Source organism: Planotetraspora mira, from assembly GCF_016863275.1.
Lineage (GTDB): Bacteria > Actinomycetota > Actinomycetes > Streptosporangiales > Streptosporangiaceae > Planotetraspora > Planotetraspora mira.
Map to the genome: position 1 here is coordinate 140,943 of NZ_BOOO01000039.1, position 14,921 is coordinate 155,863.

Sequence of the window (14,921 nt, forward strand, 5' to 3'; positions counted from 1 at the left end):
GAAGGGGCGTCAGGACTACATCCATGCGGTGACATTATGCTCCGGTGACAATCGGCCTTTCGGGTGAGACCTTGGTGCAGGGCTATCCGAAGGGGCCGCGTCATGATCGCCTGGTCGGTTCCCGGATACCGGGAAGTGCGAGAGCTCGGCACCGGCGGTGCCGGCAGGGTCGTGCTCGCGACCTACTCGACCACCGGGGCCTACGTCGCGATCAAGTACCTGCATGACGGGCTGCGCGGCGACCCGCGTTTCCTGAGGGGGTTCCGTCAGGAAGCCCGCATCATGGTCGAGCTGAACGACCCCGCCATCGTGCGGCTCTACGAGTACGTCGAGACCCGCGACGGCGCCGCCATCGTCATGGAACTGGTCGACGGCGTTCCGCTGAGACGGATCCTGAGCGAGCACGGCGCGACCAGCCCGGAGGCGGCGCTGGTCGTGCTCAAGGGCTCGCTGACCGGCCTTTCCCTCGCCCACGCGTCCGGCATCGTCCATCGCGACTACAAGCCGGAGAACGTGCTCGTCCAGGCCGACGGGGCGAGCAAGCTGTCGGACTTCGGCATCGCCACGCCCGGCGCCGAGCCCGGCGTCCCCGCGGGCACGCCGCCCTACATGGCGCCCGAGCAGTGGGATGACGGCGCGGTCAGCCCGGCCACCGACGTCTACGCCGCGACCTGCGTGTTCTTCGAGTGCCTCACCGGGCGCAGGCCGTACCGGGCCGATCACCTCGCGGGGCTGCGCCACCGGCACAAGACCGCGCCGATCCCCGCCGAGGAGGTGCCGAGCGCGGTGCGGGGCCTGGTGACGCGGGGTCTCGCCAAGAACCCGGCGGACCGGCCGCCGACCGCGGGAACGTTCCTCGGCGAGCTCGAGGACGCCGCGGTCGCCGGCTACGGACCCGACTGGGAGCAGCGTGGCCGTCGCCGGCTCGCGGAGCTGGCCACCCTCCTCGCTCTGGCCTTCCCCCTCGCCAAGCCTGCCGAGCCCGTCGAGGTGGCCACCTCGGTCGCCCGCACCGTGCTGTCCGGCCGGCTCCGGTCCTCCGTGCCCCGGTTCGCCGTCGGCGGCGCGGTGTTGTCCGCGGTGGTGGTCGCCGCCCTGGTCGCGGCGAACCGGCAGACCCCGGTGGCCGGCGACTCGCCGATCGTGCCCCCCGTGCACGCGGAGGACGCGGGGCCGTCCGCCGGACCCTCCACCCCGTCGCCGACGCCCTCGCCCAGCCGTTCCAAGGCGCCCGCCGGGACCGGCACGTCACCGAGCGATCCCCCGGCCGGCGCCCCCTCCGACCCTCCGTCCGATCCTCCGGCCGATCCTCCGCCCGGGTCGCCGTCTCCGCCCGGCGTCACGCCGTCAGGCACCCCGGTGATCACACCCAAGCCGGCACCGCCGAAGGTGACGAGTCTCGGCATCGACGGATTCGACGGGCAGTCGGCGACGATCCACGTGCGGGCCGCGAACGGCAAGAAGGTCACGCTGACGGTCCGCTTCTCCGAAGGCCCGGCACCGGACGATCTCGACCCCCTGCCTCCGCAGATCATCCCGCTGGCGGGCGCGACCTCCTATGACACGGGAGTCCAGCAGGGTTTCCCCGCCCCGGAGTGCGACACGACCGTCTACCGCAGGATCGAGGCCGGCACTTCTCCGGCGGCACCGGGCGGCACGCGGACCACGACGCTGCGGGTCGCGGGGGCGCCCTGCCCTTCTCCCACGGTCGACAGCGTCAAGATCTCCGGCTGGGACGGCACGGAGGTCGATGCCGACATCGGCACCGGCGGCACCGGCCCGGTCCGGGTGACCGTCCAGTTCAGCCGGAACGGCACTGTCGTCGACACGGTGACGCGGACGTTGCGCGGACGGACGGCCTACTCCTTCAGCGCGAGCGCCGACCTCGGCCCCGCCGACTGCGAGAAGAGGGTTACGGAGTTCAGCGCGGTGGTCACGACCGAGCCGGGCTCCGCGAACGGCCCGCAGCGGGCGTCGATCCGGAAGGTGTGCACCCCGCAGGAGCCCGTCTCGCCGAGTCAGGGCGAGCCGGGCCTCGCGTCGTGACCATGCCTTTCCTCTGACCGGGCCCTACTGCGCGGGCGTTGCGCCCCTCGTCGGCGGCGGCCCGTTCACCGGGGCCGGCTGCTGACCGGGCTCGACCGGTCGCATCCACATCTCAGGGGTGACGAACAGGCCGGTCGCCTCGACGAGCGGCGTGCCGTCGGGAAGGGCGATCGAACCGTCCGCCCAGGTCTTGCGCCCTTCGCTGCGGGTGACGTTGGCGGTGGCCACGACCCGCTCGCCGTACGGGACCCGCTGCCTGTAACGAATGGTCAGCGTGCCCGTCACGCCCCCTCGGCCGGAGGCGGCCACGGCGTCCCCGAGGAGATGATCGAGGATCATCGCGCTGACGCCGCCGTGCACTCCGGCGGGCGGCCCCTCATGGGCGGGCCGGAAGTTCACATCGGCACGGGAGCCGCCCTCGGGCGACCGTTCGACCTCCAGTGGCAGGGCATGGGGGTTGCACGCGCCGGTGACGGCGTTGCCGAGATGCCGGAACGTTCCGTCAGGGGCGAACTCGTGCGGCAACGCGGTGTCGCGCCGGACGGCCCGGAGGCGCTCGGTGAGAGCCACGAGTTCTGCGGTCACGGCCGCGATCTCGGTCTCGTCAACGTCGGTCAGCACGACCGCGTCCATCAGTTCCCTCGTCTGCTGGGACAACACCGCCAGGGCCGCCAGTTGCGCTTCCCCGTTGGCGAGTTCGATCGTCATGGCGCCGATTCTAGAACATGTTCTAGCCCTACCTGGCCGATTTGTCATGTTTAGGTAGATAGATTTGACTTTGTCTAGATATATGCCGTTTTGCGAAGGTAACGTGCCACGTCACCAGAACCCCTCGACCGAACGGCAGGCCCACCCTTCGCATGAGCCCCGAGATGAAGAAACTTCTCCACCTCCTGCAAACCCAGGTCGGATACGGCGAGCAGGCGGGTGGCTACACCAAGTTCGGACATTGGTACGACACCGTCGAGAACGATGCCGACTACACCAGCCAGCCGTGGTGCGACATGTTCCTGTCGTGGGGCGCCCACAAGCTCGGCTACGCCCCCTGGTTCGGGCAGTTCGCCTACACGGTCGGCCACGCGCGGTGGTTCAAGCAGCATCACGCCTGGGGGTCCACCCCGGTGCCCGGCGCCGTCGTCTTCTTCGACTGGGCGGGAACAGGCACGATCGGCGGCATCGACCACGTCGGCATCGTCGTCAAGATCGCCGGGAACAAGATCCACACGATCGAGGGCAACACCGGTGGCGGGCAGGTCCGCGAGCAGGTCCGTGACCAGAGCTCGGTCGTGGGATACGGGTACCCGGAGAAGATCAGGACGCACCAGGAGCAGAAGGTCATCAAGGCGGGGAGGGCGACGGCCGCCGCGACCGCCCACCAGACGATGTCCCTGCCGACGCCCGCCCCCCAACCTGCCGAAGCACCCCCTGCCGCGACATCCACGGCACCGCCCGCCACGCCGTCCACGGCGTCCCCCGCCACGGCGCCCGTCGCGACACCGGCGACCTCATCCTCCACATCGCCGGCGACCTCCCCCACGCCGACGGCCTCCGCGTCACCGGCAGCCTCCCCCACGACGACACCCTCCGCGTCACCGGCAGCCTCCCCCACGACGACACCCTCCGCGTCACCGGCGACCTCGCCCGCGCCGTCACCAGCGCCCGTCGCGACCGCCCATCAGACGATGTCCCCGCCGCGCCACCATCTGTCGCGCGCCGGCCTCACGGACGGCGCATCGGCGACCGTGCGGGACGCGGTCATGACGACGGGCGCCTCGGCCGGCGCGGGAACGACGGCTTACTCCGACCCGGACGCGAGAACGGCATCCCACACGACGCCCGCCTCCGTATTCGAGCCGACGACGACCCGGCCCGTCGCCGATTTCCAGCCGTTTCCGAGCATCCCCCCGCAACTCGGCGATACAGCGATCATCAGCCCGCTGCTCGTCGCCCTGCTGGCCGCCGCCTACGTGAAGGTCCGGCGAGGTTCCCTACGGCGTGCCTCCGCCGATGGCGCCGCGCGGACGATCCTCGATTCACCAGCAGGCCGGATGCCGGGGAGCACCGCATCCGATGAACAGGGTGGATGGTTCACTCCCGTCCGGGCGAACGCCGTGGCCGACCGCGCGGATGTGCCGCTGCCCACGCCCTGGCCGACGATGCCGGTGAACCGACCGGCCACGTCGCCGCCACCCGCGGACGCAGACGCAGTGAACGCACAGCCGGCCGACACGCACCCGGCCGACACGCACCCGGCCGACGCACATGCGACCGACACGCACCCGGCCGACGCACATGTGACCGACGCGCACCCGGCCGGACCGAGCGCCGCTCCGGAGGCGGAGCCCGTCTACTTCATGCCCGCCCTGCCCGATCCGAGCAGCGCCCCCGAGGAGCCGACGAGCCCTGGCCCGAGCCTCTACCAGGGCAGCGACGGGCTCGCGAACGCGCTCGAAGCCTTCTGGAGCACCACTCTGGAGGACGAGCGCACCGGCATCCCCGCCGCCGTACCCCTCGGCGACCGGCGTACCTCGGACACGCACACGAGGCCGGACGAGCACCACGCTGAACAGCGCGCATCGGACGTGCAACGGGGGGACGAGCCGTCACCGTCAGACACGGGGGCGGCATCGAACGAGCGGCCGTCTCCCGCTCGGCCACGTCGCCCCAAGGGCCGTCACCGCAAGTCCTGACCCCTTCCCTGCGGCGACACAGCCCGGGGAAGGTCGGACGGGAGAGCGGGATCGCCCAGGACGGCGGCGCGCAGACGGGCCCGATGGACGCCCGTGTCACCGTACGCCGAGACCAGGGACCACACCCGGGCGAGCCACAACCGCAGATCGAGTTCATCGGCGTACCCGGCCGCGCCGTACACGCGCAACGCCGTCTCCGCGGCCCTCGTCGCGGCCTCACCCGCGGTCGCCTTGGCCGCGCTGACCGCCCGGTCCAGCCCGCTCGCCGCGACCGCGCCACGTCCCGCCCGGTCTACGGCCGCCGCCGCCGCGTAGACCACCGGCGCGGCGAGGTCGATCGCGACCGCCACGTCGGCGAGCCGCCCCTTGATCGCCTGAAAGGCGGACACAGGCATGCCGAACTGCCTCCGGCTCCTGGCGTGATCGGCCGAGACGTCCAGCACGTGTCTGGCCAGCCCCACCAACTGCGCGGCCACCGCGACGGTCGCCGCCTCCAGAGCGGGCACCGCCGTCGCCGTCGACCGGCGCGCCGTCCCCGCCTCCGTGAGACGGCCGGTGAGACGGCCAGTGGGACGGCCAGTGGGACGGCTCGCGAGGCCGTCCGTGCGCTCCCCCGCGCCGACGGTCAGGCTGAACAGGCGGCGTACGGGATCGGCCCCTGCCTGCGGCGTCAGCCGTAGCCCGGCCGCGGGGAAGACACACGACTCGCCGTCCCGTTCCACGATCAGCAGGTCGGCGAGATCGGCGTCCGGTGCGTAGACCTGGTCGCCGAGGCGGGCGGAGACGCACAGCTTCCCGGCGGCCAACTGGAGGAGCAGGTCACCGTCTTCCACGAGCAGCGGGGCCACCACCGCCGTCTCGACCACCGGGCCGGGAAGCGCCGCCCTGCCGGTCTCCTCGAACGCCAGGATCGAGCCGGCGAGCCCGCGGCCCCGGCCCTGCTGCTCCTCGGGTACGAGCATCCCGAAGAACCCCATATCGGCCAGTTGCGACCATGCGGGGAGGCGCCCGTCCCGTCGCACCGCACGGCTCGCTTCCCGTACGGCTGCCGCGGGGCAGTGCTCGGCGAGCACCTCCCGCACCGCGAACGCGAACGCCAACTGATGGTCGGCGAAGGGGAAATTCGTCTCCACACTCCGACATGTACGGCTTACGCGGGGCGATGCGCCATGGCGAAGGCTGCCAAGGATGCACGAAGAGCCGGCTGCGCGGGCCTGGCCGTACGGCGGCGCATCCAGCACAGCGGTCGTGGAGCCGAAGTCGAGCCGCGCAGGAATTATCGGCACGGCGTCGGGTCTTGTAGGCGAAGTAGTGGGACACACATCTGAGGAGAGACGCCATGTCAGCGATCTACACCGCGATCGGCACCGCCACTGGCCGCGAGGGCCGCGCCCGCACGAGTGACGGCAAGCTGGATCTGCAGTTGTCCCGGCCCGTCGAGATGGGCGGCGACGGTGCGGGCACCAACCCCGAGCAGTTGTTCGCCATGGGGTACTCCGCGTGTTTCGCCAGCGCGCTGTCCCTCGTCGCCAAGCGGATGAAGGTGGACGCCTCCGACGCCTCGGTGACCGCCGAGGTGAGCCTCCTGCCTCTGGAAGGCGGCCGGTACGGCCTCGGAGTGGTGCTCCGGGTCGAGTTGCCCGACGAGCTTCAGGGCGAGGTCGGCACGAAGCTCGTCGAGACGGCCCACGAGGTCTGCCCCTACTCCAACGCCACCCGCGGCAACATCCCCGTCGATCTCGTCATCGAATAAACGCGGAACCGCTTGCGATCACGGCCATACGGCGTCACATTTCCTGTGAACGTTCAAGCATTGCGCGGCGTCCTACTCGTACAAGGGGACGGGTGTGAAGGGGGTGACCGCCGACCGTGGATTCGCGGGTGGTCACTGTGGGCCGCGCCGACATTCTGGACAAAGTGGTCTCCGCTCTCTCGGAGCCGCCGCAGATGGTCCTCATCGGCGGCGAGCCCGGCATCGGGAAGACGCATCTCCTGGGTGAGGTGATCGCACGGCTCCCGGACTTCCGGGTGCTGCGCGGCCAGGCCAGGGAGCTCGACGGAGGTCTGGCATACGCGCCGCTCGCCGGAGCCTTCGCCTCGCTGGGCGAGGAGGCGCCGACAGAGCTCGCCGAGTTGTACGGGGCGATCGACGAGGCGGCGCTCGGCCACTCCCCCGTGGCCCCGGCCGTGCTCGCCGCCCAGTTGCTCGCGTCCCTGCCGGGGCGCACACTGCTCGCCATCGACGACCTGCACCTCGCCGACGCGGACACGCTCAGCGTGCTCCGTTGGCTCCCCCACCGCGTCCCGCGCGTGGCCATCCTGGGAACGGCACGCCGCCCTCCGGCTCTCGACGTGGATCTGGCCATCCGGCTGGAGCCGCTGTCGATGCCGGAGGTGGCCGGGCTGGTCACCACCCTGCTCGGCCGTACGCCCAGTGACACGATCGTCCGCCGCGTGCACATGATCAGCCGGGGCAACCCGTGGTTCGCCCAGGAGGCGGTGCTGAGCCTCGTCCAGGGCGGCGCCGTGTGGTCGCCCGACCCGGGCGCCCGCCGCGGCGCCATCCTGCGGCGTCTGTTCCAGCGCGACCAGGGCGGCAGGACCCTCGCGAAGGTGCTGGCCGCGCTGTCGCGGACCCGGGAGAACACCGACCTCGAACCACTCGCCGAGCTCGCCGGGCTCGGGGCACGCGAGGCCGAGCACGCCTTCGACGGCCTCGTCCGCGACGGCGTCGTCACCCGCACGGCCGAGGGGTACGGCCTGGCCCACCCCCTCGTCGCCGAGGCCCTCTACGACGACCTCGGCGTGACGGAACGGCGCAGAGTGCACACTCGGATCGCCGAGTGGCTGCAGCGTGAGGGCCTGACCGGGACACGCCGCGTCCTCGAGTGGGCCGCCCACGTCGCCGAGGGCGGCTCGCCCGACGAGGCGCTGACCGCGATGATGCGCGCGGCCAAACTCACCCGCTGGACGGCGCCGCTGTCGGCCGCCCACTGGTACGGCAGGGCGGCGGAGATCGCCGACGACAAGGGCGATCTGCTGGCGAGGCAGGCGATGTCGTACTGGAAGGGCTCCCGGCCGGCGCTGGCGCTGAACTCCGGGCAACGCGCGCTCGCCGTGCTGCCTCCTGGGCGCAGGCACACCCGCACGGCCTGCACCGCGGTCGCGGCCGCCCACTCCATGGGATGGTACGAGGTGGCCCTGGCCGTCGCCGCCCGGCAACTTCCCCACGCCGACGACCCGACGGCGCTGCTCGCGCAGCAGGCGATGATCAAGGCCGAGCTGGGCCACCCGGACGCCGATCTGGTCAGACGCGTGGAGGAGGGTCTTCTCGACTGCCCGCCGGAGGATCGCGTCATCGCGGCGGGATCACTCGCCATCCGCGCGGTGATCCAGGGCGATTGGGCGGCGACGCAGAGGTCCGTCGACGACCTCCTCGGATACTCCGCGGCCCTGCCGCCGGGCGCACGGCTGGCGGCCCTGGAGTCCGCGGCCCACGTGACGTCCGTCGCCGGGCTGCGCTCGCGGACCATCGAGCTGCTCGACCAGGCCGAGCAGATCCACCGGGGTCTCGGCTGGCACGACATCGCCGGGCAATACGTGCGGACCATGGCGGTGGTGCGACGGCTCGGCGGCGAATGGGACCGGGCTCTCGACGACATCGTCGCGGGCATGGGCGCGATGGCGGAGGCCGGGCTGCTGGAGAACCTCGCGCTGCTGCGGAACATCCAGCTCGACATCCTCCTCGACCAGGGCAAGACCGACGAAGTGGAGAGCGTCCTGGCCGACCCTCCGCCCGAATGCGCCATGCAGACGGGGCTGCGAAGCACGTCGAGCGCCAGGCTCGCGCTGCTCCGCGGCGACCGGGCCACCGCGCGGCGCGAACTGGAGCACGCCATCGGATGTGGCATTCCCGACGTGCTCCACCGGGCTCTGGCCGTACAGGTGCTGCTGCACGTGTCGTCGGGCGACGAGGCTGCGGCGCGGACGGCCGCCGCGCAGCTCTCGGAACACGCGGCCGCCGGGACGCCGCGGGCTCAGCTCGCCGCGGATCTGGCGATGGGCCGCGCCTTCGGCGACCGCGCGCGGGCCGAAGCGGCACTGGACAAATCGCGGGCGGACGGCCTGCCGTTCGAGGAAGCCCAGGCCCGGTTCGTCCTCGGCGTGCTCGGCGACCACATCCAACTGCCCCGGGCCCACTCGATCTTCGTCAGGCTGGGCGCGACGCCGTGGCAGCAGGCGGCCGAACGCCGCATGCGCGAGGCCGGCCTCGCCCCGACGGCCGACAGCGGGCTGACCCCGAGCGAGCGCCGCGTGATCGCGCTGGTCGCCGACGGCCTCAGCAATCCCCAGATCGCCGAGGAGTTGCACTACAGCCGCAAGACCGTGGAGGTCTACCTCACCCGCGTCTACGCGAAGACCGGTCTCAGGTCCCGTGTGGAGCTTGCGCTGGCCGTGGCGCGTGGGGAGCTCTAGGGACCTCCCTACTGCCGAAGGAACCGGACAACAGCCAGGATCTGGAACATGACTTCGCCGATCCTCGAATACGCCGACAAGGTCTGGCGTGGGATGGTGCGGCCCGACGAGGTCCCCCTCACCGCGTTGCGCGCCGCCGGCGCCCAGGAAGTGACCTACGGCGTGGCGATGTGGCCGGCGTTCGGCAACGTCTACGCGATCCGGGGAGAAGAGGGCCTGGCGCTGTTCGACACGGGCAACGCCGTCGACGCCCCGGCCATGTACCAGGCGATCAGGCAGTGGTCCGACGAGCCCATCAAGTACGCGATCTTCTCGCACGGCCACATGGACCACGTCGCCGGCACCGAGGCGTTCGACGAGGAGAACGGCCCACGGCCCATCGTCGTCGCCCATGAGGGCATGGCGCGGCGGTTCGCCAGGTACGGCCGGACGGCCGGCTACAACACGGTGATCGACCAGAGGCAGTTCGGCTTCATCCGGATGACCTGGCCGACCAGCTACCGGGTTCCCGACCTGACCTACCAGAACCGGATGAACCTGTCGCTCGGGGACGTCACCTTCCAGCTGCGGCACGCCCGCGGTGAGACCGACGACGCGACCTGGGCCTTCCTGCCCGAGCGCGGCGTCCTGCTCACCGGCGACCTGTTCGTCTGGGTGGCGCCCAGCGCGGGAGGGCCGCAGAAGGTCCAGCGGTACCCCGACGAGTGGGCCGTCGCGCTGCGCAAGATGGCCACCATGAACGCCGAGCTGTTGCTTCCCGGGCACGGACTGCCCATCGCGGGGGCCGATCGGGTGCGCCAGGCGCTCGTCGACACCGCCGACTACCTCGACAGCCTGGTCGAGCAGACACTCGACCTGATGAACGCGGGCGTCCGCCTGGACGAGATCCTGCACACCGTCAAGCCGCCTCAGGAACTCGCCCACCGGGTCTACCTCAAGCCGTTGTACGACGAGCCTGAGTTCATCGTCCGCAACATCTGGCGGCTGCACGGAGGCTGGCACGACGGGAACCCCGCCCATCTCAAGCCCGCGCCGGACGCGGTGTTCGCCAAGGCCGTCGCCGACCTGGCGTCGGGTGCGGCGTCACTGGCGGGGCGGGCCATCGTGGCGGCGGCCGACGGCGACCTGCGGCTCGCGTGCCAGCTCGCGGAGCTCGCGGCGCAGGCCGACCCCGACGATCACAAGGTGCACGAGATCAGGGCACGCGTCTACGCCCTTCGCGTGCAGGACGAGACGGGAGCGCTCGCACGCGGCATCTTCGCCTGGGCCGCGGCGGAGTCCCGTAGCAAGATCACTGGTCTGGACATCCTCGACGTCTATCACGAGGTGGCCGGCGGCCAGATGTGGTGGATACCCGGCGCTGCCCGGTAATCCTGCAGGCGGGCGTGCGGAGGGGTCACGCCCGCCCCGCAGGACCTTTTTGCGCGTGATCATGCGCAGGTTCGGGATCACGGCTCCCGACCTGCCCGTCGTTCACGCGTGATCATGCACAGGTTCGGAGACATGGCCGCCGAGCTGCCCATTCCGTGTTCGTGATCATGCACAGGTTCGGCGCAACGCCATCTGACCTGCATATACACACACGGTGATCATGCAGATGAGCCGCGCTCATCCAGTTGCGCAGCCATCGACCGCACCGCCTGCATGACCACGAAGCGGATCCGACCAGGCCGGGGGTCGAATTCCCGAAAGCGTGCATGATCACGCTTCAAGAAGAACCAGCTCATACAGGGTTTCGCCGAACCTGCGCATGATCACGCCTGAACAACGAGCAGGTCGGGGGGCATGGCGGCGAACCCATGCATGATCACGCCCGACTAATGGGCTGGTCACGTGGGCGATTTCCGAACCTGTGCATGATCACGCGGAAGGCGAGGAGGGGCGTGGGGGAGGGGGCGGTAGCCTCGTGTCGTGCTGGATGAGATCACAGCGACGAGATACGTCACTCCCCTCCGAGAGGGCGGCTCCCTCCCCGGCGTCCTCGAAGCCGACGACCTCGGCACATATGTCGTGAAATTCCGGGGCGCAGGACAGGGCCGCCGCGTCCTCGTCGCCGAGATCATCTGTGCCGAGCTGGCCCGGCGGCTCGGATTCCTCACCCCCGAACTCAAGGTGATCGACCTCGACCCCCAGCTCGGCGCCCGCGAGCCCGACGAGGAGATCCAGGATCTGCTCACCGCCAGTGCCGGCCACAACCTCGCCGTCGACTTCCTCCCCGGCGCACTCGGTTTCGATCCCCTGGCCTGGGAGCCCGACGCCGACTTCGCCTCGCGGCTGTTGTGGTTCGACGCCCTCATCCACAATGTCGACCGCAGCTGGCGCAACCCCAACCTGCTGGTCTGGCACGGTGACGTGTGGCTGATCGATCACGGCGCCGCCCTGTGGTTCCACCACAACTGGCCGACGGCCGATCCCCAGCGGCGCTACGACGCGAGCGATCACGTGCTCGCGCCCTACGCGACCGAGCTCGCCGCCGCGGACGCCGACCTCAGCGCCCTCATCACCCGGGAGTTGCTCGACGAGGTCGTCGGCCTGGTCCCCGGCGAATGGCTCGACGGTGAGCCCGGCTTCGCCGAAGCCTCCGCCGTACGGCAGGCCTACAGCGACCATCTGCTGGCCCGCGCGCAGGGGCCCCGCGCCTGGCTCCCCGACCTCACGGCGTCCCCGCCCGCGGCGCGGCGCCAGGAGAGCACCATCGGCGGCTTCTGGCGCGCCACGCGAGGGGGACAGTGATGAGCCGCGACGTCTACGAATACGCCGTGATCCGCGTGATGCCCAGCGTCGAGCGCGGCGAGCTGGTCAACGCCGGGGTCATCGTCTACTGCCAGCCCCGCGGCTACCTCTGCGCCCGCGTGGAGCTCGATGAGGCCCGGCTGCTCTCCCTCTGCGCCACCGTCGACCTCCCCGGCGTACGGCACGCGCTCACGGCCTACGAGATCGCCTGCGGCGACGACGTGGGCCCGCTGCGCAAGGAGTCGCTCGGCAACCGGTTCCGCTGGCTCACCGCGCCCAAGAGCACGATCGTGCAGACCGGCCCGGTGCACGCCGGACTGACCGGCGATCCCGGAGCCGAGCTCGACCACCTCATGGGCAGGCTGGTCAGAACAGCACGGACATGAACGTGTCGACCTCACGGAAGCCGACCCGGCGGTAGGCCGCCCGGGCCGACAGGTTGTAGTCGTTGACGTAGAGCGTGACGAGGGGCGCGAAGTACTTCAGCGCCTGCTCGACCACGGTCGCCATGCCCGCGACGGCGTGGCCGCGCCCGCGGAAGTCGGGATGCACCCACACGCCTTGGACCTGGCACGCCTGGGGCGTGACCGCGCCGATCTCGGCCTTGAAGACGACCTGGCCGTCCTCGATCCGGGCGTAGGAGCGGCCGATGCGGATCAGCTCCGCGACCCTCGACCTGTACAGCGCCCCGCCGTCGCCGTTGTCCGGAGAGACGCCCACCTCCTCGGTGAACATGGCCACGCACGCCGGCAGCAGGGTGCCGAAATCCTCGGGTTTGACCCGCCGGACGAGAGGGTCGGGCTCGGCCGCGGGCGCCGAGGCGGTCGCCATGACGGGCTGAGCCCATCTGATCGCGCGGGCGCTCCCCCAGTGCGGCTCGAGGCGTTCCCACATCTGCTCGACCGCGGTGGCCGGCCCCACGATCGAAGAGCAGCGCCTGCCCTGCTTGCGCGCGCGGTCGGCGAACGCCTGTACGGCCTCCCGGCCGGCGTTGACCGGCACCAGGTTGGCACCGGCGTAACAGAGGGACACGAGCCCGCCACGCGGCCCGAAACCCCACATCTGACCGCCGAGGCGCCCGGGATTCAATCCCACGGTCCTGACCCGGGAGGCGACGAAGACGTTGGCGACCGGATCAGCGTCGAGGAGCGCCAGCACCTCCTCGCGATCGTTGTCGTCGAGCACGCGCGACGCCGATGTACGCAGCATCACGGCCCAAGCCTACGCGAGCAGCCCGGCTTTTGAAGTTACCGATCAGACACGACCGGCCGCTCGCCTCCTTCGAACGCCCCAGGCGGCCTACCGGGCCGCGACCACCGGGGAGCGCGCGGCCATCCGGCTCACCGGCCGGGGTTCGGGCTGGGCCGGGCAGGTGGCGTCCGTCCCGCGCGTGGCCCTCCGCTCCGGCGGCAGGCTCGTGTCCCGCAGATATGCGGCGAGGTGACGATCGACACACGGGTTGCCCGCGAGTGACACACCGTGATCTCCGCCACCTTCGGTGAGAAGCCGCGCGGTCGGGAAGAGCGCGCGCATGCTCAACGCCCCTTCGTACGGCGTGGCCGCGTCGTGCACCGACTGGATCAGCAGCACGGGAGGCACCTGCGAGGTCCCCACCTTGACCGGCGTTCCGCCGCGTTCGGGCCAGAACGCGCAGGGCAGGTTGTAGACCGCGTTGGGCCAGGCCATGAAGGGGGCCTTTTCATTGGCACTCGCCGTATCGGCCCGCCACCGATCCCAGCTTCGCGGCCATACGGCGTCGCGACACTGGACGCCCAGATAGACGGCGTAGGAGTTCTCCTCCTTCGCGTCCACCTCGGACTCACTGTGGAACAGCGTCACCAGGCCTGCGGCGTCGGCCCTGAGCACGTAGTCGGAGAACGCCTGGGCGAGTCTCGGCCACAACCGGCTGGTATATCCGCCTGCCGTGTAGATGTCGTCCAGTTCGCTGGAGCCGACGACGCCTCCGGCGGGTTGCGCGTGGAGCCGGGCCCGCATGGCGTACCAGGCGAAGCTCACGGCCGCCTGCGAGTGGCCCAGGCGGTACACGCTCTCGTTGCGCGCCACCCAGGACAGGAACTCCCTGTGGCGCCGGTCGAAGCTGAAGTCCTGGGCGATGTTCGCGTCGTACCAGACGCCCGCGGGATCGACCACGCTGTCGAGCACCAGACGGCGGACCCGCTGCGGGAACAACGTCGCGTAGACGGCCCCCAGGTACGTGCCGTACGAGTAGCCGAGATAACTGATCTTGTCCTCGCCCAGGGCCGCCCGGATCGAGTCCATGTCCCGTGCGGTGTTCTCGGTCGTGAGGTACGGCAGGAACCAGGCATACCGGTTGCCGCAACTCTGCGCGTAGTTCCGTGCCCGGGCGATCAGCACGTCCTCGTCGGACTGGACGCGCGGGATGTTGTCCGGACGTGGCGCGGCGTAGAAGCGCGTGGGATCGACGCAGCTCAGTGCGGGCTCACTGGCGCCCACCCCTCGGGGGTCGAAGCCGATCACGTCGAATCTCGCGGCCACGTCCTTCGGCAGCGTGGCGGCCACGTACCTCGCCAGCGGCCGGCCGGACGCGCCGGGCCCGCCGGGGTTGACCAGCAGCACGCCGAGATGATTGCCGTCACGGCTGGCCGAGCCCTTGACCCTGGTCAGGGCCAGCGAGATCTGCTGACCGAGCGGCTCGGAGTGGTCGAGCGGCACCCGCACCTGCGCGCACTCCACGGCGCCGGGCGGCGGATCCCGCCGTGGAATGGGCTGAGGCCCCGAGCTCAGGGCCGTGCCCAGCGGCGACGTCCTGTTCTGGTTGCACGCTCCCCAGACGATCTCCCGGCCGGGCGCGGCCCGCGCCCCGTCCAGCCCGATCCCGAGCACGGCACCCAGCATCGCGACACCCGCGACCACTCCGACGACCCGCTTCACCGGCACGCTCCCTCTGCTCACACGGCAGAGGCCAGCTTCCCGGACGTGATCGTACGGCTACAC

At 71.1% G+C, this 14,921-nt stretch carries 11 protein-coding genes; 7 read left to right on the forward strand and 4 right to left on the reverse strand.

Annotated features, from left to right (window positions below; all coding sequences use genetic code 11):
* The first annotated feature begins 102 nt into the window (after window positions 1-102).
* Window positions 103-2,046: a serine/threonine-protein kinase gene (locus Pmi06nite_RS33450; protein WP_203957179.1), complete on the forward strand. Its 1,944-nt coding sequence runs from the start codon at window positions 103-105 to the stop codon at window positions 2,044-2,046.
* Between the two features lie 24 nt (window positions 2,047-2,070).
* On the opposite strand, the gene Pmi06nite_RS33455 is transcribed toward Pmi06nite_RS33450, so the two are convergent.
* Window positions 2,071-2,754 (reverse strand): PaaI family thioesterase, encoded by a 684-nt coding sequence (locus Pmi06nite_RS33455; protein ID WP_203957180.1) that lies wholly within the window; start codon window positions 2,752-2,754, stop codon window positions 2,071-2,073.
* 164 nt (window positions 2,755-2,918) lie between these two features.
* On the opposite strand from Pmi06nite_RS33455, the gene Pmi06nite_RS33460 reads away from it, so the two are divergent.
* Window positions 2,919-4,736: a CHAP domain-containing protein gene (locus Pmi06nite_RS33460; RefSeq protein ID WP_203957181.1), complete on the forward strand. Its 1,818-nt coding sequence runs from the start codon at window positions 2,919-2,921 to the stop codon at window positions 4,734-4,736.
* On the opposite strand, the gene Pmi06nite_RS33465 is transcribed toward Pmi06nite_RS33460, so the two are convergent.
* Complete coding sequence (locus Pmi06nite_RS33465; protein ID WP_203957182.1) at window positions 4,721-5,869, reverse strand: acyl-CoA dehydrogenase family protein; 1,149 nt, start codon at window positions 5,867-5,869, stop codon at window positions 4,721-4,723. The genes Pmi06nite_RS33460 and Pmi06nite_RS33465 overlap by 16 nt on opposite strands.
* A 206-nt stretch (window positions 5,870-6,075) precedes the next feature.
* On the opposite strand from Pmi06nite_RS33465, the gene Pmi06nite_RS33470 reads away from it, so the two are divergent.
* The 5 genes from Pmi06nite_RS33470 (at window position 6,076) to Pmi06nite_RS33490 (ending at window position 12,331) form a co-directional block, all read left to right on the forward strand.
* A complete protein-coding gene (locus Pmi06nite_RS33470; protein ID WP_203957183.1) occupies window positions 6,076-6,489 on the forward strand; it encodes an organic hydroperoxide resistance protein in 414 nt (137 codons plus the stop codon).
* Window positions 6,490-6,617: 128 nt separating this feature from the next.
* Entirely contained in the window at window positions 6,618-9,212 is a 2,595-nt protein-coding gene (locus tag Pmi06nite_RS33475) for an AAA family ATPase (RefSeq protein WP_203957184.1), read from the forward strand.
* Window positions 9,213-9,260: 48 nt separating this feature from the next.
* A complete protein-coding gene (locus Pmi06nite_RS33480) occupies window positions 9,261-10,583 on the forward strand; it encodes an alkyl sulfatase dimerization domain-containing protein (protein ID WP_203957185.1) in 1,323 nt (440 codons plus the stop codon).
* Between the two features lie 540 nt (window positions 10,584-11,123).
* Window positions 11,124-11,945 carry a HipA family kinase gene (locus Pmi06nite_RS33485; protein WP_203957186.1) on the forward strand — a complete coding sequence of 274 codons (822 nt, stop codon included), beginning with the start codon at window positions 11,124-11,126 and terminating at the stop codon, window positions 11,943-11,945.
* Entirely contained in the window at window positions 11,945-12,331 is a 387-nt protein-coding gene (locus tag Pmi06nite_RS33490) for a DUF3037 domain-containing protein (RefSeq protein WP_203957187.1), read from the forward strand. The genes Pmi06nite_RS33485 and Pmi06nite_RS33490 overlap by 1 nt, the downstream gene beginning before the upstream one ends.
* Here the strand turns inward: Pmi06nite_RS33490 and Pmi06nite_RS33495 are convergent.
* On the reverse strand, window positions 12,312-13,154 hold the full coding sequence (locus tag Pmi06nite_RS33495; RefSeq protein WP_203957218.1) for a GNAT family N-acetyltransferase: 843 nt from the start codon (window positions 13,152-13,154) through the stop codon (window positions 12,312-12,314). The two genes, Pmi06nite_RS33490 and Pmi06nite_RS33495, sit on opposite strands and share 20 nt — an antisense overlap.
* 90 nt (window positions 13,155-13,244) lie before the next feature.
* Window positions 13,245-14,858 (reverse strand): alpha/beta hydrolase, encoded by a 1,614-nt coding sequence (locus Pmi06nite_RS33500; protein WP_203957188.1) that lies wholly within the window; start codon window positions 14,856-14,858, stop codon window positions 13,245-13,247.
* Window positions 14,859-14,921 lie beyond the last annotated feature (63 nt).